This window comes from Pseudomonas sp. Pseusp16 (genome assembly GCF_047324915.1).
Classification (GTDB): Bacteria; Pseudomonadota; Gammaproteobacteria; order Pseudomonadales; family Pseudomonadaceae; genus Aquipseudomonas; species Aquipseudomonas fluorescens_CD.
In genome coordinates this window covers 6,067,501-6,089,911 of sequence record NZ_CP168522.1, presented here as the reverse complement: position 1 = coordinate 6,089,911, position 22,411 = coordinate 6,067,501, and the positions used below count along the sequence as shown (strand labels likewise).

Annotated in this window: 15 protein-coding genes, 2 tRNA genes, 3 rRNA genes and 2 pseudogenes (1 of these 22 cut by a window edge); 8 read left to right on the top strand and 14 right to left on the bottom strand. The window is 58.6% G+C overall.

Annotation, left to right across the window (positions count from 1 at the left end; genetic code table 11):
- Positions 1-361 precede the first annotated feature (361 nt).
- Positions 362-709, top strand: a complete 348-nt coding sequence (locus ACEN8Q_RS27695) for a DUF6124 family protein (RefSeq protein ID WP_413427267.1) — start codon at positions 362-364, stop codon at positions 707-709.
- Between the two features lie 95 nt (positions 710-804).
- Here the strand turns inward: ACEN8Q_RS27695 and ACEN8Q_RS27690 are convergent.
- The 3 genes and pseudogenes from ACEN8Q_RS27690 to ACEN8Q_RS27680 all read right to left on the bottom strand — a co-directional run.
- Positions 805-1,239: pseudogene (locus ACEN8Q_RS27690) on the bottom strand (methyl-accepting chemotaxis protein); the annotation flags it as partial.
- Between the two features lie 153 nt (positions 1,240-1,392).
- Positions 1,393-2,031, bottom strand: a pseudogene (locus tag ACEN8Q_RS27685) (PAS domain-containing protein); the annotation flags it as partial.
- 207 nt (positions 2,032-2,238) lie between these two features.
- On the bottom strand, positions 2,239-3,549 hold the full coding sequence (locus ACEN8Q_RS27680; RefSeq protein WP_413704014.1) for an MFS transporter: 1,311 nt from the start codon (positions 3,547-3,549) through the stop codon (positions 2,239-2,241).
- 201 nt (positions 3,550-3,750) lie between these two features.
- Here ACEN8Q_RS27680 and ACEN8Q_RS27675 point away from each other — a divergent pair, with 201 nt between their 5' ends.
- The 3 genes from ACEN8Q_RS27675 (at position 3,751) to ACEN8Q_RS27665 (ending at position 7,105) form a co-directional block, all read left to right on the top strand.
- On the top strand, positions 3,751-5,169 hold the full coding sequence (locus ACEN8Q_RS27675; RefSeq protein WP_413704013.1) for a short-chain fatty acid transporter: 1,419 nt from the start codon (positions 3,751-3,753) through the stop codon (positions 5,167-5,169).
- A 94-nt stretch (positions 5,170-5,263) separates the two neighbouring features.
- The gene (locus tag ACEN8Q_RS27670; RefSeq protein WP_413704012.1) at positions 5,264-6,436 is read left to right on the top strand and encodes a hypothetical protein; all 1,173 of its coding nucleotides are present in this window, start codon (positions 5,264-5,266) and stop codon (positions 6,434-6,436) included.
- A gap of 144 nt (positions 6,437-6,580) precedes the next feature.
- A complete protein-coding gene (locus tag ACEN8Q_RS27665; RefSeq protein WP_413427271.1) occupies positions 6,581-7,105 on the top strand; it encodes a lysine methyltransferase in 525 nt (174 codons plus the stop codon).
- Between the two features lie 6 nt (positions 7,106-7,111).
- On the opposite strand, the gene can is transcribed toward ACEN8Q_RS27665, so the two are convergent.
- On the bottom strand, positions 7,112-7,756 hold the full coding sequence (gene can, locus ACEN8Q_RS27660) for a carbonate dehydratase (RefSeq protein WP_413427272.1): 645 nt from the start codon (positions 7,754-7,756) through the stop codon (positions 7,112-7,114).
- Between the two features lie 141 nt (positions 7,757-7,897).
- Here can and ACEN8Q_RS27655 point away from each other — a divergent pair, with 141 nt between their 5' ends.
- Entirely contained in the window at positions 7,898-8,302 is a 405-nt protein-coding gene (locus tag ACEN8Q_RS27655; RefSeq protein WP_413427273.1) for a serine kinase/phosphatase, read from the top strand.
- Positions 8,303-8,441: 139 nt separating this feature from the next.
- On the opposite strand, the gene rimI is transcribed toward ACEN8Q_RS27655, so the two are convergent.
- Together rimI and ACEN8Q_RS27645 are read right to left on the bottom strand one after the other, a co-directional pair.
- On the bottom strand, positions 8,442-8,894 hold the full coding sequence (gene rimI / locus ACEN8Q_RS27650) for a ribosomal protein S18-alanine N-acetyltransferase (RefSeq protein WP_057398073.1): 453 nt from the start codon (positions 8,892-8,894) through the stop codon (positions 8,442-8,444).
- Positions 8,887-9,633: an energy transducer TonB gene (locus ACEN8Q_RS27645; protein WP_413427282.1), complete on the bottom strand. Its 747-nt coding sequence runs from the start codon at positions 9,631-9,633 to the stop codon at positions 8,887-8,889. The genes rimI and ACEN8Q_RS27645 overlap by 8 nt, the downstream gene beginning before the upstream one ends.
- A gap of 219 nt (positions 9,634-9,852) precedes the next feature.
- On the opposite strand from ACEN8Q_RS27645, the gene mksB reads away from it, so the two are divergent.
- The 3 genes from mksB to mksF are packed head-to-tail and all read left to right on the top strand — an operon-like array spanning position 9,853 to position 14,661.
- The gene (gene mksB / locus ACEN8Q_RS27640; protein ID WP_413704011.1) at positions 9,853-11,133 is read left to right on the top strand and encodes an Mks condensin complex protein MksB; all 1,281 of its coding nucleotides are present in this window, start codon (positions 9,853-9,855) and stop codon (positions 11,131-11,133) included.
- Positions 11,123-11,824 (top strand): Mks condensin complex protein MksE, encoded by a 702-nt coding sequence (mksE, locus tag ACEN8Q_RS27635; RefSeq protein WP_057398076.1) that lies wholly within the window; start codon positions 11,123-11,125, stop codon positions 11,822-11,824. Before mksB ends, mksE begins: the two co-directional genes overlap by 11 nt.
- Positions 11,821-14,661 carry an Mks condensin complex protein MksF gene (gene mksF, locus ACEN8Q_RS27630; RefSeq protein ID WP_413427275.1) on the top strand — a complete coding sequence of 947 codons (2,841 nt, stop codon included), beginning with the start codon at positions 11,821-11,823 and terminating at the stop codon, positions 14,659-14,661. The genes mksE and mksF overlap by 4 nt, the downstream gene beginning before the upstream one ends.
- 214 nt (positions 14,662-14,875) lie before the next feature.
- Here mksF and ACEN8Q_RS27625 read toward each other — a convergent pair whose 3' ends face one another.
- From ACEN8Q_RS27625 to ACEN8Q_RS27590, 8 genes are all read right to left on the bottom strand, one after another.
- On the bottom strand, positions 14,876-17,179 hold the full coding sequence (locus ACEN8Q_RS27625) for an intermembrane transport protein PqiB (protein ID WP_413427277.1): 2,304 nt from the start codon (positions 17,177-17,179) through the stop codon (positions 14,876-14,878).
- Positions 17,172-17,795 carry a paraquat-inducible protein A gene (locus ACEN8Q_RS27620; protein ID WP_085715997.1) on the bottom strand — a complete coding sequence of 208 codons (624 nt, stop codon included), beginning with the start codon at positions 17,793-17,795 and terminating at the stop codon, positions 17,172-17,174. Before ACEN8Q_RS27620 ends, ACEN8Q_RS27625 begins: the two co-directional genes overlap by 8 nt.
- The gene (locus ACEN8Q_RS27615; RefSeq protein WP_413427279.1) at positions 17,782-18,441 is read right to left on the bottom strand and encodes a paraquat-inducible protein A; all 660 of its coding nucleotides are present in this window, start codon (positions 18,439-18,441) and stop codon (positions 17,782-17,784) included. Before ACEN8Q_RS27615 ends, ACEN8Q_RS27620 begins: the two co-directional genes overlap by 14 nt.
- A 147-nt stretch (positions 18,442-18,588) precedes the next feature.
- Positions 18,589-18,704, bottom strand: a 5S ribosomal RNA gene (gene rrf / locus ACEN8Q_RS27610).
- Between the two features lie 158 nt (positions 18,705-18,862).
- A 23S ribosomal RNA gene (locus ACEN8Q_RS27605) occupies positions 18,863-21,754 on the bottom strand.
- Positions 21,755-21,998: 244 nt separating this feature from the next.
- Positions 21,999-22,074 (bottom strand) — tRNA-Ala (locus ACEN8Q_RS27600).
- Between the two features lie 30 nt (positions 22,075-22,104).
- Positions 22,105-22,181: transfer RNA gene (locus tag ACEN8Q_RS27595), tRNA-Ile, on the bottom strand.
- A gap of 81 nt (positions 22,182-22,262) precedes the next feature.
- A 16S ribosomal RNA gene (locus tag ACEN8Q_RS27590) occupies positions 22,263-22,411 on the bottom strand (it continues 1,388 nt past the right edge of the window).
- The 16S, 23S and 5S rRNA genes sit together here with 2 tRNA genes alongside, the layout of an rRNA operon.

The following is a 22,411-nucleotide window of genomic DNA, read 5'->3' as shown; positions in this document are numbered from 1 at the left end:
TTGGCGGGCCAGTTTTTGCGTGTTTAAAAGTCCGTCAAGTTACTTCGCGAAAGCCACAGCGCCTTGCGTCGTTGCCTACAGGTACGCCAGAATCCGCCGGCTTGTGCGGTCCGGAATCGGTCGGTAACTTGAATTGGGTCACTGATGGTCAGTGATCGGGTTTAGTCGCCCGGCTAAGGTAAAGCGGTCGCACAAGCATCATCAGTCAGGTATCCACCTGCGCTTGATGGTAGCTGTGCGCTTGGCGTCTTCGGGCGCGCCGGTTTTTGCTTTCCTTGCCGGTCGACTAACTTGCGCACAGCTGCCACCCTTTCGTTTAGTCGCGAGATGGTTGCCGCCCTACTACAGAAGGGAAGCATCTATGTTCAAACCTAGTCCTAATCCGCCGGGATCTGATCCGGCATCGCCGTCCGCAAATCCTGAATCAAACAACTCCTGCGATCCCTCCAGGCGCATCCCTTCAACCGCCGACATCCGCGCCACCCCACGCAAACTCTGCACGATGTTTTTCGTCAACCCAGAGTTGGATACCGAAACCCTGCTGGCCCATGCCTGCGAGTCGCTGGCCTCAGCCAACGTCATGACCATGGATCTGGCGGATCGTACGGAGGGGACGAGTCGCAATACGCTGTTGGGGATTGCCCAAGTCATCCTGCTGGGGGAACTGGCGGTGAACCGGGCGCTGTATCGGATTGATCCGCCCGAATAGAAATCAAAAGATCGCAGCCTGCGGCAGCTCCTACATTGGACTGGCGTACATCCTGTAGGAGTTGCCGTACGCTGCGATCTCTTAGCGATCAGACACTAGTTGGACAACTGATTGGCAAACTGCCCCACCGCATCGACCACTTTCTGCGCGCCGTCCTGGATCTCGACAATCACCGTACCTGCTTCCGCCGCCAGCGCCAGGCCCTGTTCTGCCTGAAGCTTGCCGTCGGTCATCAGTGCCACGGCGTTGCGCGCCATGTCCTGGTTCTGCCGCACCACGAGGACAATTTCGTCGGTGGCCTGGCTGGTCCGCGAAGCCAGTTGCCGGACTTCATCCGCCACCACGGCGAACCCTCGACCCTGCTCGCCCGCACGCGCCGCTTCGATGGCCGCGTTGAGCGCCAGCAGGTTGGTCTGCTCGGCGATGCCGCTGATGGTCTTGACGATGGTACCGATCACCAGCGACTGCTCGTTCAAGGCTTCGATGCCATCGCCAGCGGTTTGCATATGCCTGGCCAGGTCACGCATCACGTCCACGGCCTGGGTCACCACGGCGTTACCGCGCTGGGCGCTTTGGTCGGTTTGCTTCGACGTGCTGTAGGCGATGTTGGCCGCCTCGGCGACGGCTTGCTCCTGATTGACCTGATCGGTAATCACCGTGGCGAACTTCACCACTTTGTAGAGTTTGTTGTTGGCATCGACCACCGGGTTGTAGGACGCCTCCAGCCAGACCGTACGACCATGGCTGTCGATACGTTTGAAACGGTCGGCGACGTATTCGCCCGTGTTCAGGCGACGCCAGAAGTTCTGGTACTCGGCGCTGTTGTACTCTTCCGGCAGGCAAAAGGTGCGGTGATGTTTGCCCTTGATCTGCGCCAGGCTGTAACCCATGCCACTGAGGAAGCGGTCGTTGGCGGTCAGCACATTGCCGTTGAGGTCGAATTCGATCACCGCCGTGGAGCGAACCAGTGCGCCGATCAGGTTCTCGTGTTCACGAGAGGCCTCGATGGTGCGGGTCAGGTCGCTGGAGAAGATCGAAAATTGCTTTATCCGCCCATCTGCCGAGCGCACCGGTTGCAGGATCGAGCGCAACCACGCCTCCTGGCCCGTACCGCGTAGCAGGCGCACTGCGCCAGCGAAGTGCTCGCCACGGGTCAGCGCGTTCTTGAAACGCAACTGGAATTCATCGGATTTGACGTGATCCGGGACGAAGTCGTCGATGTGTCGGCCGATCAGGTCAGCACTCTTGTAGTGCATCTCGCCAAGGAAGTTCTGGTTGACCGACTGAACCCGCCCGTCGCTGTCGAGGGTCAGCACCAGCATCTCGCTTTCAAGACTTTCCTTCACTTGCTGGAGGCTGGAGAGTTCTTCACGAAGAGCCGACAGCTCCTGCTTCAAGCGTTTATTGAACATGGGAAAGCACCGATGGACAGGGGTAGAAAGCGATATGCAGCCTAACCATCGGCCTTGGAAACATTTTCTTAAGCGTGCTTCAGGTTTGTCCTACAAAAATAGTTACGACATGCCCGATCAATGCGCGCCAGCGGCAGAACAGCCTGCGATTCTCGGCATCCGCGCACCGAAGTACGCCGCACTGCCCACGCCCACTGCGCCCATCACCGCACTGAACATCACACAAATCCATGGACTCCACGGCATCAGACCGATCAACAACAGCGGTGTGATGCTCGCCCATGCGGCGTAGGCAATGTTGTAGGTGAACGAGATGCCCGAGACACGAATTCGCGCCGGGAACAGGCTGACCATCACCGATGGCACCGCGCCGACCACCCCGCAGGCCAGCCCTGCCACGGCGTAGGCCAGGCCGATCCAGTCGCCGCCCATGATCAGGCAGGCATACAGCACGCCGATGCCCAGCGGCAGCAGCAGGCTATAGAGCATCACCGTGCGCCAGGCGCCGATGCGGTCGACCAGCAGCCCGGCGAGTACGCAGCCGATGTTCAAAAACACGATACCCAAGGCGCTCAAGGCGAAGGTACGGCTGGCGGTCATGCCAAAGGTTTTCTGCATCATGGTCGGGGTGATGACCACGAACACCACCACGGCCGAGGTCAGCACACAGGTGAGAATCATCGCCGGCAAAATGGCCAGCCGATGCTCACGCAAGACCGTGCGCAACGGCAGCTCGCCCGCCGCTTCGCGTTGCGCCTGCATGGCCATGAACACCGGGGTTTCGCTGAGCCAGCGACGCAGCCACACGCCAATCACCCCAAACACGCCGCCGAGCAGGAATGGGTAACGCCAGGCGTAATCGAGGATTTCCGCCGGGCTGAATGCCTGCGCCAGGAAGGTCGCGGTCAATGCACCGATCAGGTAACCGAAGGTCAGCCCCGCCTGCAGGAAACCCAAGGCATAACCGCGATGGGCGATGGGCGCGTGCTCGGCGACGAATACCCAGGCACTGGGCACCTCACCGCCCACCGCCGCGCCCTGGAGGATGCGCAGGGCCAACAGCAGCAACGGTGCGAAATAGCCGATTTGCGCGTAGGTCGGCATGATCCCGATCAGCAGGCAGGGCAACGCCATCATCAGGATGCTCAGGCTGAAGACTTTCTTGCGCCCCAGACGGTCGGCGAAGTGCGCCATCAGGATGCCGCCCAACGGTCGCGCCAGGTAACCGGTGACGAAGATCCCGAAGCTTTGCAGCAGGCGCAGCCACTCGGGCATTTCCGGCGGGAAGAACAACTGGCTGAGGGTCAGCGCGAAAAACACGAAGATGATGAAATCGTAGATTTCCAGGGCCCCGCCGAGGGCGGCGAGCCCCAGGGTCTTGTAGTCCGAGCGGCTGAACGGCGCCGGGCGCGAATCGGTGTTAGTCATGAAAAGAACTCTGGCACAGGCAAAAACCAAGGCGCTCATGGTCTACGCAAATGCACCGGCGGACAACCCGTTAGACCAAAGTCCCATAGCCACGAAACAGCCCCACAAAAATCCTCGGCTTGAATTAATGTTGGCGCCTGTCCAGACGGGCCGCTACTGCCCCGAAGACCACAACAAACATAAAAATCCGAGGTACCCTCCGTGGCCGCCAAGATCGAAGATAGCCGCTCCGCCCGCTTTGCCCTGCGCTGCTCAAGTTTTGCCGAACGCTGGTTTCCCGACTCCTGGGTGTTTGCTGCCCTGGCGGTGATTATCGTGGCCCTGGCCACCATGGCGATGGGAGCCAAACCCACCGACGCCGCGATGGCCTTTGGTGACGGTTTCTGGAGCCTGATCCCCTTCACCATGCAGATGGCCTTCGTGGTGATCGGCGGTTATGTGGTCGCCAGTTCGCCGCCAGCGGTGAAACTGATTGATCGCCTGGCGAAAATCCCGAAAAACGGCCGTTCTGCCGTGGCTTGGGTCGCCCTGATCTCCATGGTCGCGTCGCTGCTGAACTGGGGTCTGTCGCTTGTCTTCGGCGGCCTGCTGGTGCGCGCCCTTGCCCGTCGTACCGATCTGAAAATGGACTATCGCGCCGCCGGTGCCGCCGCCTATCTGGGTCTCGGTGCCGTGTGGGCACTGGGCCTGTCGTCGTCCGCTGCACAATTGCAGGCCAACCCGGCGAGCCTGCCGCCATCGATTCTGTCGATCACCGGGGTGATTCCATTCACCCAGACGATCTTCCTCTGGCAATCCGGTGTGATGTTGCTGGCCTTGATCGTCATCTCGCTGATCATTGCCTACGCGACCGCCCCCGGCCCGAATTCGGCGCGTGACGCCAAGGCTTGCGGCGTCGACCCGAGTTTCAACCTGCCGCCGCTGCAACCACGCACCCGCCCCGGCGAGTGGCTGGAACACAGCCCGCTGCTGACGATTCTGCTGGTGCTGCTGGCAGCCGGGTGGCTGTTCCACGAGTTTTCGACCAAGCCGGCCATCAGCGCGATCTCCGGGCTGAACACCTACAACTTCCTGTTCATCATGCTGGGTGCCCTGTTGCACTGGCGTCCGCGCAGCTTTCTGGATGCCGTATCCCGTGCGGTGCCGACCACCACCGGTGTGTTGATCCAGTTCCCGCTGTACGGCTCGATCGCCGCACTGATGACTACGGTCAAGGGCGCCGATGCACAGACCCTGGCACACCACATCTCGACCTTTTTCGTCAGCATTGCCTCCCACGACACCTATGCCCTGCTGATGGGCGTGTACTCGGCGATCCTCGGTTTCTTCATTCCGTCCGGTGGCGGCAAGTGGATCATCGAAGCGCCGTACGTGATGCAGGTGGCCAACGACCTGAACTATCACCTGGGTTGGGCCGTGCAGATCTACAACGCCGCCGAAGCCTTGCCGAACCTGATCAACCCGTTCTACATGCTGCCGCTGCTGGGCGTGCTGGGGTTGAAGGCGCGGGACCTGATAGGCTTTTCCTTCGTGCAGTTACTGGTGCACACGCCACTGGTGCTAGTGTTGTTGTGGGCACTGGGGACGACGCTGGCGTATTTGCCGCCGGTAATGCCGTAACCATGAAAAAGGGCCGATATTGAAATCGGCCCTTTTTGTTCCGCCCTGTCTGTTTCAGTATTTGCTGGTCTTAAACGCTGAAAAGGATCTGAGCATGTTCAAACTCGCGGCACTCACCCTCGCAGCCCTCACCCTGAGCACCACCGTCCACGCCGATGCCAATTTGAAGCTGGGCACTACCGAACGCGTTACCCGCCTCTTCGCCTACCCCAACAATTGCAACGTGATCTGCTTTCGCAACTGGACGCTTGAGCAAACCGTCGAGCATTACCTGACCCAGAGCGTGCAGCGCGATGGCTACGGCGACGCGAAGGTTCTGGTCAAAACCGACAATGGTCAGCTCTACGCGGAAATCATCGGCGTGCCCAACGGCTATGAAAAACCTTTGGCGGCACTGCTTGATGCCGGTGACCTGGCCTATAACGGAGCCAGCAAACTGAATGCCGACGGCAAATGGGCGTATAGCTGGTACCTGTTCCTGCCGCTGGGCATGGCCCTGGAGAACCGCAAAAGTGTTGAGTTGCTGCACTTCCCGCCCGACTATTCGTTGACTCAGGCCCAGGATTACCTGAAGTCCGCCACTACGGATCGTTGGGCCACGCTGCTCACCGCCAATGGCATCCCGGCCGAGCAGACGCCAGGCTTTCAGACCATTGTCGACATCGCCCCTATCGCCGCCCCATCCAATGCTGGCAAGGACCTGGAGGGCGTCTACAGCTACTTCAACAACTACCAGACCACCATGGTCAAGAATGTCAGCCTGCACCCCAGCGGTGAAACATTGCCGATGGTCGCCTTCGGCGCACCGGTGCGTAGCTGGATCAAACAACAATACGGGGCGACCGTGAACGTGCTGGGCCTGGCGACAATCAGCCCGAGTGACGGGGTGAACGTGCGGGTGCTGGGTTCCAACCACCCGAGCTACATCTGGTACGCCGCCGACCCGGCGAACTATTCCGGCAACGATGCCAAGGCCAAGGCTGATGCGGCGGGCCTGAAAGTCATGGGCCAGGATTTGAGTGCCGCGTGCTGGCAGGCCGTCATGGGCCGCCAACCGGACAGCAATGCTGATGTCGAGCTGAAAACCTGCACTCAAACCTGGCAAGTGGCCGAGAAAGAAAAAACCTGCGAGCTGTTCTACACCTCGATTCGCAACCTGACGCCAGGCCAGGCAGCGGCCAAATGCTCGACGGCAGCGATTCAATTGCAGCTCAAACAGCTCAAGGCGCCAGCGCCAGCCACTGCCCTGCCCGTTCCACCGTTATAAACCGATTGCGGGCGGTCGACCTGTCAGTTATGACAGTAGACCGCTCGCGATATCTGCGAGAGGCTTGGGCCGTACCCACGTGCTGCAGCACTGACAGGATCGTCAGTCGATGGAAGTCGCAGCACCCAGCCGACAAGGATCGTTATGAGAACTCACGCCTTTCACGGAAAACACCCACATTCTGCGCAAGGTGTTTACCCCTTTTCGGAGCTGCCCGTTCGTCTGGGATTTCCGTCCCTGGCCGACTTCGAAATCATTGAAAACGCCAACGGCCAAGCCACAGCCATTGCAGCACGGCGCGAATTCCCGCGAATCACTCGTATCTGCCGGGCGTCGGGGCATTTGCTGCCCTATCGCTGCCGCCATACCCGCCAGCTCGCGCCAGGCGTGCATGTCTACGACCCGCGCTTCTGCGGACTGCTGCGACACTCCTGCGACCCCAATGTCTTTCTCGACATGAGCGAGTTGTGGTTATGGGCGCTGAAGGACATCAGCCAAGGTGACTGGCTGACCATGGACTTCGCCGCCACCGAAGACAAACTGCAACGCCAGTTCGCCTGCCAGTGCGGCTCATACGATTGCCGCGGCTGGATTACCGGCTACGACGAATCGCCAAACGCCGACGGCCAGGCGTTTCTGCAACACTGGCGTCGGCGAAGCCACGATTGACGGGCCTTATTGCGAATCGATCGGTCGCAGGCGGTACTGCGGCGGCAATTGCTCGAAGCCGCTGATGGTGGTGTTCAGGCTTTTCCAGCGACCGTCCTTGATGCCGTAGATGCAACCGTGGATCGACAGGCTCTGCCCGCGGTGCCAGGCATTTTGCACAATGCTGGTATGGGCGACGTTGGCCACTTGCTGAATCACGTTGAGTTCGCAGAGGCGGTCGACCTGTTCCTCTTCAGTGGCCAGTTTGGCGAGTTCTTCGCGCTTCTCGTAGTAGAGATCGCGAATCGAACGCAGCCAGCCGTCGATCAGGCCGAACTGGCGATCCTGCATCGAGGCGCGCACGCCGCCGCAGCCATAGTGGCCGGTGACGAGGATGTGCTTGACCTTGAGTACGTCGACTGCGTACTGAATCACCGACAGGCAGTTAAGGTCGGTGTGCAGCACCACGTTGGCCACATTACGGTGTACGAACAGATCGCCCGGTAGCATGCCGACGATCTCGTTGGCCGGCACCCGGGCATCTGAACAACCGATCCACAGATACTCAGGCGTTTGCTGGCGGGCCAGTTTGGCGAAGAAATCCGGGTCTTCCTTGGTGATCGCGTCAGCCCAACGCTCGTTGTTATCAATCAGGTCTTGTAAGTCGTGCATGCTGTAAGGCCTCAAGAAAGATGCGCTGCTTTGACAGACGACCGCCCGTCGGGGTCACGCAAGAACCGTAAGTGTTTTCGTTGGAATTCTCGTGTGTCCGGTGAGTCCACCCTAGTAAGGCCCACAGTATGAGGAATTGCCATGACTGATTCACGACGTCCGTACGATGCGGTGCAACCGGAGCCCATCGATGATAACGAAGACCGCATGGGTTCGGTGCGTGAGCTGGATTTCGATGCCGAAGAACCCGGCGCCAGAATCGGTGACGAACTGCCGGACCAGGAGCGCGAGCAACTGATGCCACGCCGGCGCGTACGTGAAGCGGGCCTGACCGGCGCCTCGACCGACGACCATCAACCTACCGACGATGACTTGAGCCCGGAAACCCTGATCCGTGAAGACGGCGCCCGGGATGCCCATGAGGCGGGCAGTGATAGCCGAGCGGATTGGGACCTGAGCATCGTCGACAAGGACGATATCGGTGGCGGGTATGGCCTGGATGAGGCTGAACTGGCGCGGCGGGATCCGATCGACAGGAAGCGTTGATTGTTGGCGTCTGACAGATCGCTTTCGCGAGCAAGCCCGCTCCCACAGGATATTTGTCGTTCACAACATTTGTACACGACACAATACCTTGTGGGAGCGGCGGTGCGACGATTCGACTTGCTCGCGAAGCTTTTTGGTCTCAATCGACCAAAGTACAGGCCATGACCACCGCATCTTCGCGCCCACCCACCGCCGGGTAGTAATCCCGACGCCGGCCGATTTCGTTGAAGCCATAGCGTTCGTACAGCTTGAACGCCGCGGTATTGCTGTCGCGCACTTCCAGGAAACACTCCCGGGCGTCGGCCTTGCAGGCAATCGACATCAAGTGCTCAAGCAAGGTCAGCCCCAGGCCCCGGCCCTGGTTTTCCGGCTTGACCGTAATGTTCAGCAGGTGCGCCTCGTCGAGGATGATCTGCACTACACCGTGGCCTACCTGTTGCTGGCCTTCGAACATCAGCCAGATCTGATACTTGCCCAGGCCATCGAGGAAAATCCCGCGAGTCCACGGGTGACTGTAAGCCGCGTATTCGATTTTCAGTACAGCTTCCAGGTCTGCCTCGGTCATCGGGCGAAACGATACAGCGTCACTCATTCGATTCTTTCCAGCGCGCCATCAGCCGACGCATGGCTTGCCACACGGCGGCCTTGCGCTGTGGCTCTTCCATTAATAATTCCAGGCCCGGCACCGCCCAGGCCGCGCCCAGTCCTTCGATCTGCAACTCGCGATTGAATGCCCCGGCATCCGCCTCACCGGCAAACCGCACCGCGGGCAGGCCGATCAGCCACAAGCAGGCGCATGGCGTTTCTTCCATCCGCACGGAAAGGAAACCCTGTACGAAGTCCCGCGCGGCTTCCGGTCCCTGATCCATCGTGCCACGCACCAGCAGCGGCCAGCGTACCGGCTCACCGACGATCTGCGGGCTGTCCGGCAGACCGGCGGCGCGCAGCATGTCCTTGAGCAGCAGGTAGGCAGGATCGCGGGTCTGGAAGGATTCGCCTGTGGGTAACTCCACCAGCAGCAGGCAGCGCCCGGCCCGCAGCAATTGCAGGGCGAAACGCGGGGGCGGCACGATCGGCGCCTTGACCACCACGGGCGCTTCTTCGGCCTCTTCCACCGGTTTGGCACCGGTGCGCGTGCTTGCCAGCGATGGCCGCGGTACTTCGATCTTCGCCCGCTCGGCCGGCCTGACCACCGGCGCTACGGGCGTTTCAGCCACGACAGCCGGCACGACAGGCGCGAGCGCAACTGGCTCGGGCGTCTCCAGCAGTTCGGGCCGCGACGGCGCAGCAAAGGGCAATTCGGTGCGCGGCAGCCAGTTGACCACCTGCATGGCGGCCAGATAAGCGCGACGACGGGACTCGATAAGCAAAGGTCGGCCACTTGTGGATAACTAAAGTGCGCTGATTCTACCGCCGTTCGCTGAAGATCGCCCGCAGTTGATCGATGCACCTTACCGAAAAGAAGGCGACAGTCCGTCCCGAGAGTGAATCGCATTGCCCCCGATGCAGTACAATCGCGGCTTTTAATCGCCAACCAGCCGGCCATTCCGATGATCGAACCCAAGCGCGTCTTGCGCGCCCTCGCTGAACACTGGGCACTTCTGGAGCCACTGTGCGAGCACTTCGACCAAGGCACACTGAGCCTGAACGAACTGCGCACGCAACTGGCCGCCCAGCAACTCGACAGTACGCCGCAGGACATCACCAGCCTGCTGGATGTGTGGATTCGCCTCGACATCCTGGTTCCCGTGGCCAAAAGCCCGAACCGTTTCGAGCTCAATGCGCAGATTCACGACTTCCTCGCCTATCTGCGCCGTGAACACCGTCTGGGCCTGTGCCTGGAGATCGAAGCCTACCTGCGCCACCTGGAGCGTCTGGCCGGCTATATCCAGGACGCGTTCGATATCCGCGACGGCAATGACCTCGCCCGCCAGTTACGCCTGCTCGACATGCGCATGCGTGACGTGCTGAAAAAACTCGATAACGACGAACAGGCACTGGTGGCTGTCGCCGAACGGGCGAAAACCAGCGACCGGCAGATTCCGTTGCGCCAGCGTTACGCTGAAGTGCTGGCGACCTGGGACGAATACGTCGAGCCGATGATTGATCTTGTGAACGCCGACGGCGCCTTCGAACAAGGCGTGCGCAAGGTCGAAACCGTCCTGCTGAAGATGCTCAGCGAACAGCAACGCCTCGGCCACCTGGTCGACGACGACATGCTGCTGCGCACCCACGCGCGCATCCTCGAAATGCAGACCAGCGCCCAGTTGACCCTGCGTCATGCCCGCGAATTGCTGTTGCCGCTGCGTGAAGAAGCCCGCCGGCACAACGCCGTGACCCGCGGCGCGGCGCTGGCCTTGTCGATGATCCGTCGCAAGGGCCTCGACGCGGTGCCACAAGCGGCAATGCCGATGTTCACCCGCCCGCAGAGCACCTTCCTTGGCAGTGCCAGTCAGGTCGAAGCCTACGTTTATGCCCTGGCGCGTTTCGAACCGAAACCGGCGCGCTTCCCCAAGGCGCACAAGACCCACAAGGGCGGCGATGCACCACGAGCGCCGCGCACGGTTCGGGAAATGCTCGAACGCTGCGAAGACGCCTTGCCGATGCCAGACCTGATGACCTGGCTGCTGGAGCAGGAACCGGACGGCGCCACCGACGAATTGCTGTACTGGTTCTCGCGCCTGTCGCGGGAAAAACGCTTCACGCGCGAGCGTCTGGAACGTCGCGAATACCATACCCACGAGCATCAGGTCAGCCTGCGCTCCTTCGCCCTGCTCTCGGTCAGCGATGACGCCGCCGAGAATTCTGCGAGCATCCCAAATGCATCTTGATCTTTCCGAACTGTCCCAACTGGCGCCGATTTTTCGCGAGCTGTTCAAGGGTTACCACGTCAGCCGCCGCGATCCGGAGCTGTACGCACAGTTGTCGAACTTCCAGGACCAGTACCGCACGCTGTTCAAGGCCCTGGGCTTCGAACTGGTCTGCGACACCCGCGGCTTCTACTACTTCGTGCCGGACCTCGCGGCGGCGGCGGTGAACAAGACCGCCCAGCGTCTGGCGCTGTTCACCTTCATCCTCGTCGAGCACCTGGCCGATCAGGGCCGCGACCCGATCGCCGTGCTCGACGGCGGCAGCCTGGGGCGTGATGAGTTGCCGTCGCTGCTGGAAAAATACCGCGACCTGTTCATCCAGGCCGAAGTGCAGACCCAGGACGAACTGGAAGAAAAGATCATGCGCCGCATGACCCAGCTCGGTTTCGCCAGCGAAGAAAACGGCGTCTACCGTTTCCTGCCGCCGATGCACCGCTTCCTCGATGTGTGCCTGTCGGTGCAACAGGACCGCGATCTGGCTGCCAGCCTGCACAGCGTCCTGCCGTTGCCGGTACCGGTGCTGATCGACGAAGACAGCGACGAAAAACTGCTGCAGACCGACGACCCGCTGGACCTCGCGGAATTTGAGGATGAAAGCGAAGAAGATGCCTTGGCCCGCGCCATCGCCGAAGAACAGGAGCTCGACGCATGAGCAAGGAACGTTACGGCATCCGCCGCTTTGCCCTTCTGAATACCGCCGGCTACAGCCTTGGCCTGTTCCCGCTGGAAGAACCGCTGTCGGTGTACGGCGCAAACAACCTCGGTAAATCCGCCTCGATCAACGCCTTGCAGTTCCCGATCCTGGCGCGCATGTCGGACATGAGCTTCGGCAAGTACAGCCTGGAACAATCCCGGCGCTTCTACTTCGCCTCGGACACCAGCTACATCCTGGTCGAAGTGAACCTGCCCCACGGCCCCCATGTGATCGGTGTGGTCGGTCGCGGCCCGGGTGGCGGTTTCGGTCACCAGTTCTTTGCTTACGCCGGCAAACTGGACCTGGCCCACTACCAGAAAAACGACACCTGCCTGCGCCAGAAAGAACTGTTCACCAACCTTGAACGCGAAGGCCTGAAGGCCTACGAACTCAAGCCGGATGAACTGCGCCGTTTGCTGGTCGGTGGCCACACTTCGATCCCGCTGGACCTGACGCTGATCCCGCTGCGCTCCACCAGCGAGCAAAGCCTGAAGACCTTCCGCGCGCTGTTCATCAACCTGCTGCACATGCGCGAAATCACCGCGGCCAAGCTCAAGCAGCTGTTCCTCGATGCCTTCGAGCACAGCCTGCGTTCCGGCAGCGTCGATTACATTGCCGCGTGCGAAGAAGCGTTCCGCGATGTGCGACGCATGGAGCAGGACTACAACTCGCTGGTCGCCGCCGGCCCCTTGGTCGAAGCCCTGGCCAACGGCGTGAAGCAACGCGATATCCTGCGCGGCAAACTGCACCGGATCTCGCCATTGCTCGACTCCTTGCTCGGCACCTGGTCGGACTACGCGAGTGCGCGCAAAGAAGAGCTGACCATTCAGGCCGAACACTACCGCAACGAGCAGGATGCCCTGCAAAACGACCAGCGCGGTGGTACTCAGGAACTGATGCGCCTGGAGCGGGAAATCACCGGCATCCAGCGCTGGCTCGGCGAATTGTCGGTGCTCAAGCATCGCTTTGCCCTGGTCGATGACGTCAAGGTGCTGGAACAGCAACTGCTGGCCGCGAAGGACGCCCACGACGAACTGGCCGGTGCACTGGCACAATCGCGCCAGTTCAGCGCCGAAGACCTGGATGAGCGCCTGCGCGACCTGGAAAAACGCCTGAAGTCGGTCAAGCAGCAACTCGATCACGCCGATAACAACAGCTACGCCCGTCTGCGCGAAGAGTTCTCGCAGCAAGACGTCGAACGCCTGATGCGCCTGTTCAACAGCGCACTGTTCAGCCTGCCGCTGGGTGAACACGGCATCACCCTTGACGACGATGGCGAATGGGTCAAATCCGTGGAGTTGATCCTCGACGGTTTCAAAGGTGAACGCTTCGAGGTGCCGGGCCTGTCCATCGACATCTCGCACATCGAACCACCGGCGTTACAGGCCCTGGCTGACCGCGCAGCCCTGCGCGACCAGAAAGAACGCCTGGAAAAAGAACTCAAGCAACTGAAAACCCAGCAGGCCGTGGCTGCCGACCGCGCCGCGAGCAAGACCCAGACCGAAGTGCTGTACCAGCAAGTGCTGGATGCGCAGAAAGCCCTGGAAGATTTCCGTCGCGCGCAAACCCTGAGCGCCGAAGAAGGCGACAAGCTGGAACAGATGGCGCAGATGGAAGCCGCGCAGGACGAATTGAAGCGTTCCAGCGATGCCTTTACCGAGCGCGTCCAGCAACTGTCGGCCAAGCTGCAACTGGTCGGCCGGCAGATCGGCGACATGGAAGCCAAGCAACGCACCCTCGACGACGCCCTGCGCCGCCGTCAGTTGTTGCCGGCGGACCTGCCGTTCGGCACACCGTTCATGGACCCGATCGACGACTCCATGGACAACCTGCTGCCACTGCTCAATGACTATCAGGACAGCTGGCAAGGCCTGCTGCGGGCCGATGGCCAGATCGAAGCGCTGTACGCCCAGGTGCGCCTCAAGGGCGTGGCCAAGTTCGACAGCGAAGACGATATGGAGCGTCGCCTGCAACTGTTGATCAACGCCTATGCGCACCGTACCGACGAAGCCCTGACCCTGGGCAAGGCTCGCCGTGCCGCCGTGACGGACATCGCCCGGACCCTGCGCAACATCCGCAGCGACTACGACAGCCTCGAACACCAGCTGGCACTGTTCAACCGCGAGATCAACAAACGTCAGGTCTCCAACCTGCAAAGCTTCCGCATCGTGCTCGCACCGAACAAGGAAGCGCTCAAGCACATTGACCAGATCATCCACAGCGCCGGTCAGTACGAGGAAGGCGAAACCCTGTCGGTCTTCGACCTCAGCCAAAGTGCCGAGCAGGACAACAAGAACGAAGAGGCCAAGGAATACCTGGCACGGCTGGTGGCGGCCAACCACAACCAGCTCGGCCTCAAGGACTTGTTCGAACTGGCGTTCGAAATCACCAAGGTCAACGGCCAGCCGGTGATCCACACTGACATCGACGGCGCGGCGTCCAACGGCACCACCATGACCATCAAGGCGCTGACCAACATGTACTTGTTGCTGCACTTGATGGACCGTGACCAGGCCGGTCGCGTGCGCCTGCCGTACTACCTCGACGAGGCGGCGGACATCGATGAGAAGAACCAGGCCGCATTGCTGGAAACCAGCCTGCAACTGGGCTTCGTGCCGATCCTGGCTAGCGTGAAGCCGCAGGTCTGCGCCAGTGTCGCCATCGACCTGGAAGGCGGCAGCGGGCCTAACGGGATCTACATCGACGAGGCGGACTGGAAGTACATCCGACGTCACGACCAGGTGAAGGCGACAGTCAACGAACAAGCAGATGAACCGGAGCTGGACGCGGTCTGACGCTTGAATCGAAGGCAATGAAAAGGCCGCGGTCCAATGGATTGCGGCCTTTTTTCTGGCAACTGAAAACTTTCAGTGAATTTCAGGGCCTCTTCGCGGGCAAGCCCGCTCCCACAGGAAATTGGGTGTACACAATATTTGCGACCAACCAAGAACCCTGTGGGAGCGGGCTTGCCCGCGAAGGCGTCATCACTGACGCCACACAACCCTCAGACTATTTACCGAGGGAAATCTTCGGTGCCCAGGTCAGCCATTCCTCTTCGAACTTGTCGAACAGCGCGAACGTCTGCTCCGGTTGCGCCGGGTTGCCCATGCGCTCGCCGTCCGGCGTGGCAAAGGCGACACCGCCCTGAATCATCGTCTCCAGGGATTCAGTACGCACCGTTGCACCTCTGAACAGGCCGACATCGAAGTCGAATCCGCTGGTGTTCCAGAACCGGGTGCCGCTGCGTACCAGTGGCGCGTACTTCGGCTCGATCAGGATATGTATCAGGACACGGTCAGCGGTCTGACCCAGTTCATAACCCGTCACCTTGCCCACGGTGATTTCGCGATACGTCACCGGCACGCCGGCTTTCAGCGATCCACGACGAGCGGCGCTCAGTACCAGACTCAGTCCCGCCTCCTGCTTCGCCGTTTCCGGCACAGTGGCCAAAGCCACGAAGTTCTTCTGCGGCCCAAGATTCTTCGGCGCCGGTTGCACCTCGATGTATTGCCCGGTCACCAGGGTTTCGAGGTTGGAGGTCTTGATCAAACCCAGCTCAGGCTTGACCACCCAGAACTGACTACCGACCCGGGCAATGCGCTCCGGCACTTCCGTAATCCGCGCGGTCAGCAGCACCGATTGCAGATCCTCGCTGAGATCAACGCCTTCCACCTTGCCGACATCCAGACCCTTGAAACGAATCGGAGTGCCGGTACGCAAGCCATCAGCACGATCCAGCCTGATCGTGATGACTTCGCCTTTTTGCGTGGCATCGTCATGGCTGGCGAACAAGCGGAAGCGTGGAATGCGCTTCTGCAGCGGCGCCTTGGCTTCCGGGGTTTCAAACGCGATACCGCCGGCCATCAAGCTTTGCAGCGATTCACTTTTGACTTGAATCCCACCGGTCAGTCCGCCCGTGAGCGTGATGCCGCTGGCATTCCAGAAACGTGTCGAAGCGTTGACCAGATCCTCGTACTCCTTCTCGATGTGCACGCCGATGATCAACTGCTTCTTGGTGCGCGAGAACTGATAGCTCTGTACCGAACCGACCTTGACCTGCTTGTAGAGAACCGGGCTGCCGACTTCCAGCGAGCCGAGATTTTCCGTGAACAACACCAGGTGCAGACCAGGTGCACGCAGATCCAGCGGAGGCGCCTTGGCCCGTGCCACGAACTCCCGTTGTGGCGCCGCCCCCTTGTCGCCAGGGCGCACAGCGATGTAGTTACCTTTGACCAGCGCTTCCAGGCCGGTGATCCCCGCCAGGGAAATCGACGGTTTGACCACCCAGAATTGCGTACCGTCCACCAGGTAATCTTCGGCCAACGGGTCCATCGTCAATTCGGCGGTGGCCCCGGACAGATCGGGATCGACCTTCAGCGCCTTGAGATTGCCGACCTGAATGCCTTTGTACATCACCGGCGTACGACCGGCCTGCAAGCCTTCGAAGTCGCTGAGCTTGACCTTGACCCGGATACCGGCCGCCGCTGCATCGAAGTCTTCGTAGAGCCTGAACGGCAGGCTTGGATCAGTAGGCGGGCTGTCCTTGCGGTTTTCAGGTGTAGCGAACGCAATACCACCGGCGACGATGCTGGCCAACGACTCGCTGCGCACCTTCACACCCGACAGGTTGGCATCGATGCTGATGCCGCTGGCGTTCCAGAAACGCGTATGTTTGCGCACCAGTTTGGCGTAGGTCGGCTCGATGAAAACCTTGAGCTCGACGGTGCTCTGATCTTCGGAGAGCACGTAACTCTTGATCTGCCCCACCTTGATCTGTTTGTAGAACACCGGGCTGCCGCGGTTCAACGAACCCAGGCGATCAGCCTTGATGGTCAGGTGCAGACCCGGTTGGGCATCGGAGAGCGGTGGCTCCTGAGCCAGGGCCTTGAACTTGCGAACCGGCTCACCCTCGCCCGGACTGATGGCAACGTAGTTACCCGAAACCAGCGTCTCAAGACCCGTAATGCCGGCCAGCGTCACGCTCGGCTTGACCAGCCAGAAGCGCGTGCTGGTTCGCAGGTATGGCTCTACGTCCTTGTTCATTTCGATGCTGGCAATCACACCTTTGGAACTGCCCTCGTCATCGAGCTTGAGGTTTTTGACCTTGCCGACCGACATGCCCTTGTAGACGACTTCCGTCTTGTTGGCCTGAATGCCTTCGCCACTTTCAAAGCGCACCTGAATCTCGATGCCATTCTCGGTGTAAGCACGCCAGCCGAGCCAGCCACCGATCATCAAGGCGATCAGGGGCAACACCCAAATGGCAGACCAGTTGGAGGCCGGTCGGGTTTTCGCTACAGGCAAATCAGTCATGGTCGTCGTCCGACTCCGTGTTATCCCAAATCAGTCGGGGATCGAAAGTTACGGCGGCAAGCATCGTCAGAATCACCACAGTGGCGAAAGCGATGGCGCCAAGATTGGCTTCAATGCTGGCAAGCCGTCCAAAATTCACGACCGCCACCAGGATGGCGATCACAAAGATATCGAGCATCGACCAGCGGCCGATGAACTCGATGAAGCGGTACATCCAGATACGCTGGCGAGCCGAAAGGGGCTGACGACGCTGCACGGAAAACAGCAGTAATGCGATGCCTACCAGCTTGAAGGTGGGCACCAGGATACTGGCGATAAACACCACGGCCGCAATGGGGAACATTCCGTAGTGCATCAACTCGATCACACCGGCCATGATCGTGCTGGGCGCACCTTTGCCCAAGGAGTTCACGGTCATAATCGGCAACAAATTGGCCGGTATGTAGAGAATGGCGGCGGTAATCAGCAATGCCCAGGTCCGTACCAGGCTGTTCGGGCTGCGAGCATGCACCAGCGCTCCGCAGCGCGTACAAACTTGCTCATCGGTATCAGCTTCCTGCCTGTTCAATTCATGACACTCCTTGCAAATCAGAATGCCTGCATCAATCGCCCGCATGGGCATCCTCTCCTGATAATGCTTGCCAGATCTGGTGAGGCGACATCACGACTTCCAGCCAGACTTGAATCAGCAACAAACCAATGAAGCACGCCAGGCCGAGGCCTACGGTGATTGCTGCCATATCTGCCAGCTTGACGATCGCTACGAGTACACCCATGAAGTAAACCTCGAGCATCCCCCATTCGCGTATATGGTGATAAATGCGATAGAGCAACAGGCCGTAGCTGCGTCCGACATCAAAACGGATGCTCAACAATACGGCCAATTGGCACAGTAGCTTGAGCAGCGGAATCCCCATGCTGCACAGGAACACGATCACTGAAACGCTTTGCATGCCTGTGTCAAAAAGCGCGACAACACCGCTCCAGACCGTGTCTTGCGAAGATTGCCCGAGCAGATTGAGTTGCATGATGGGTAAAAAGTTCGCCGGAATAAACAACAGCAGGGCGGCAATGACCAGGGCAAGGCTGCGCTGTACGACGTTGTAGCGATTGGCATAAAGCTCGTAGCCACAGCGCGGGCACAGGGCTTTTTCGCCATGGGCGAGTACTGGCTTACGCATGAGCAGGTCGCACTCATGACAGGCAACCAGATTGTCTAGCGGTAATTCTGACAGCCCTTGGGCGTCAACCGGATCCGGCATAAAGGCTCTGAGTCTGAAAAAGTTGGCCCTATTCTAGTGCCATGAACTGAAAATAACTGTGCAAAATGTGCAACAGCCAGCCCTGTTTTTTCACGCACAAAAACAAAACCCCTACCTGCGTACGCAGATAGGGGTTTCGGAATTTAATCTTGACGATGACCTACTCTCACATGGGGAAACCCCACACTACCATCGGCGATGCATCGTTTCACTGCTGAGTTCGGGATGGGATCAGGTGGTTCCAACGCTCTATGGTCGTCAAGAAATTCGGGTACTGAGTCGTGACCGGAGGGCCTCGCTTCAGCAAATTGGGTATGTGATGGAAATCGGTGTTTTGTGAGCGTCGAACTTTCGGTTCTTTCGTCTTCACACACCGCAATCTGATGCTTCTTTCGAAGTAAGCAAATTGCTTGGGTGTTATATGGTCAAGCCTCACGGGCAATTAGTATTGGTTAGCTCAACGCCTCACAGCGCTTACACACCCAACCTATCAACGTCGTAGTCTTCGACGGCCCTTCAGGGAGCTCAAGGCTCCAGTGAGATCTCATCTTGAGGCAAGTTTCCCGCTTAGATGCTTTCAGCGGTTATCTTTTCCGAACATAGCTACCCGGCAATGCCACTGGCGTGACAACCGGAACACCAGAGGTTCGTCCACTCCGGTCCTCTCGTACTAGGAGCAGCCCCTCTCAAATCTCAAACGTCCACGGCAGATAGGGACCGAACTGTCTCACGACGTTCTAAACCCAGCTCGCGTACCACTTTAAATGGCGAACAGCCATACCCTTGGGACCGGCTTCAGCCCCAGGATGTGATGAGCCGACATCGAGGTGCCAAACACCGCCGTCGATATGAACTCTTGGGCGGTATCAGCCTGTTATCCCCGGAGTACCTTTTATCCGTTGAGCGATGGCCCTTCCATACAGAACCACCGGATCACTAAGACCTACTTTCGTACCTGCTCGACGTGTCTGTCTCGCAGTCAAGCGCGCTTTTGCCTTTATACTCTACGACCGATTTCCGACCGGTCTGAGCGCACCTTCGTACTCCTCCGTTACTCTTTAGGAGGAGACCGCCCCAGTCAAACTACCCACCATACACTGTCCTCGATCCGGATAACGGACCTGAGTTAGAACCTCAAAGTTGCCAGGGTGGTATTTCAAGGATGGCTCCACGCGAACTGGCGTCCACGCTTCAAAGCCTCCCACCTATCCTACACAAGCAAATTCAAAGTCCAGTGCAAAGCTATAGTAAAGGTTCACGGGGTCTTTCCGTCTAGCCGCGGATACACTGCATCTTCACAGCGATTTCAATTTCACTGAGTCTCGGGTGGAGACAGCGCCGCCATCGTTACGCCATTCGTGCAGGTCGGAACTTACCCGACAAGGAATTTCGCTACCTTAGGACCGTTATAGTTACGGCCGCCGTTTACCGGGGCTTCGATCAAGAGCTTCGCGTTAGCTAACCCCATCAATTAACCTTCCGGCACCGGGCAGGCGTCACACCCTATACGTCCACTTTCGTGTTTGCAGAGTGCTGTGTTTTTAATAAACAGTCGCAGCGGCCTGGTATCTTCGACCGGCGTGGGCTTACGCAGTAAATGCTTCACCCTCACCGGCGCACCTTCTCCCGAAGTTACGGTGCCATTTTGCCTAGTTCCTTCACCCGAGTTCTCTCAAGCGCCTTGGTATTCTCTACCCAACCACCTGTGTCGGTTTGGGGTACGGTTCCTGGTTATCTGAAGCTTAGAAGCTTTTCTTGGAAGCATGGCATCAACCACTTCGTCACCCAAAGGGTAACTCGTCATCAGCTCTCGGCCTTAAGATCCCGGATTTACCTAAGATCTCAGCCTACCACCTTAAACTTGGACAACCAACGCCAAGCTGGCCTAGCCTTCTCCGTCCCTCCATCGCAATAACCAGAAGTACAGGAATATTAACCTGTTTTCCATCGACTACGCTTTTCAGCCTCGCCTTAGGGACCGACTAACCCTGCGTCGATTAACGTTGCGCAGGAAACCTTGGTCTTTCGGCGTGGGTGTTTTTCACACCCATTGTCGTTACTCATGTCAGCATTCGCACTTCTGATACCTCCAGCAAGCTTCTCAACTCACCTTCACAGGCTTACAGAACGCTCCTCTACCGCATCACTTGCGTGATACCCGTAGCTTCGGTGTATGGTTTGAGCCCCGTTACATCTTCCGCGCAGGCCGACTCGACTAGTGAGCTATTACGCTTTCTTTAAAGGGTGGCTGCTTCTAAGCCAACCTCCTAGCTGTCTAAGCCTTCCCACATCGTTTCCCACTTAACCATAACTTTGGGACCTTAGCTGACGGTCTGGGTTGTTTCCCTTTTCACGACGGACGTTAGCACCCGCCGTGTGTCTCCCATGCTCGGCACTTGTAGGTATTCGGAGTTTGCATCGGTTTGGTAAGTCGGGATGACCCCCTAGCCGAAACAGTGCTCTACCCCCTACAGTGATACATGAGGCGCTACCTAAATAGCTTTCGAGGAGAACCAGCTATCTCCGAGCTTGATTAGCCTTTCACTCCGATCCACAGGTCATCCGCTAACTTTTCAACGGTAGTCGGTTCGGTCCTCCAGTCAGTGTTACCTAACCTTCAACCTGCCCATGGATAGATCGCCCGGTTTCGGGTCTATTCCCAGCGACTAGACGCCCTATTAAGACTCGCTTTCGCTACGCCTCCCCTATTCGGTTAAGCTCGCCACTGAAAATAAGTCGCTGACCCATTATACAAAAGGTACGCAGTCACCCAACAAAGTGGGCTCCCACTGCTTGTACGCATACGGTTTCAGGATCTATTTCACTCCCCTCTCCGGGGTTCTTTTCGCCTTTCCCTCACGGTACTAGTTCACTATCGGTCAGTCAGTAGTATTTAGCCTTGGAGGATGGTCCCCCCATATTCAGACAAAGTTTCTCGTGCTCCGTCCTACTCGATTTCATGACCAAGAGATTTTCGCGTACAGGGCTATCACCCACTATGGCCGCACTTTCCAGAGCGTTCCGCTAATCTCAAAGCCACTTAAGGGCTAGTCCCCGTTCGCTCGCCACTACTAAGGGAATCTCGGTTGATTTCTTTTCCTCAGGGTACTTAGATGTTTCAGTTCCCCTGGTTCGCCTCTTGCACCTATGTATTCAGTACAAGATAACCATCTTATGATGGCTGGGTTCCCCCATTCAGACATCTCCGGATCAAAGTCTGTTTGCCGACTCCCCGAAGCTTTTCGCAGGCTACCACGTCTTTCATCGCCTCTGACTGCCAAGGCATCCACCGTATGCGCTTCTTCACTTGACCATATAACCCCAAGCAATCTGGTTATACTATGAAGACGACATTCGCCGAAAATTCGCACTTGCTCATAGAGCAACTCACAAATTTTACCTTAGCCTGATCCGCTACCAGTGAAAGTAACGTTCAGTCTATCTTTCTATCACATACCCAAATTTTTAAAGAACGAACTAGTCAAAGACTAGAAATCAACATTCACCATCATCGATGGAATGCTCATTTCTAAGCTTTACACAATCAGAAGCAGTAGTGGTGGAGCCAAACGGGATCGAACCGTTGACCTCCTGCGTGCAAGGCAGGCGCTCTCCCAGCTGAGCTATGGCCCCGTATTTCTACAGGCGTTTCCCACACAAAATTGGTGGGTCTGGGCAGATTCGAACTGCCGACCTCACCCTTATCAGGGGTGCGCTCTAACCAACTGAGCTACAGACCCAATTTCGGGCTGCTTCTTATCGTCTTCTTCAATGAATCAAGCAATTCGTGTGGGAACTTATGGAGCAGCTGAGTCGTCGATTAAGGAGGTGATCCAGCCGCAGGTTCCCCTACGGCTACCTTGTTACGACTTCACCCCAGTCATGAATCACACCGTGGTAACCGTCCTCCCGAAGGTTAGACTAGCTACTTCTGGTGCAACCCACTCCCATGGTGTGACGGGCGGTGTGT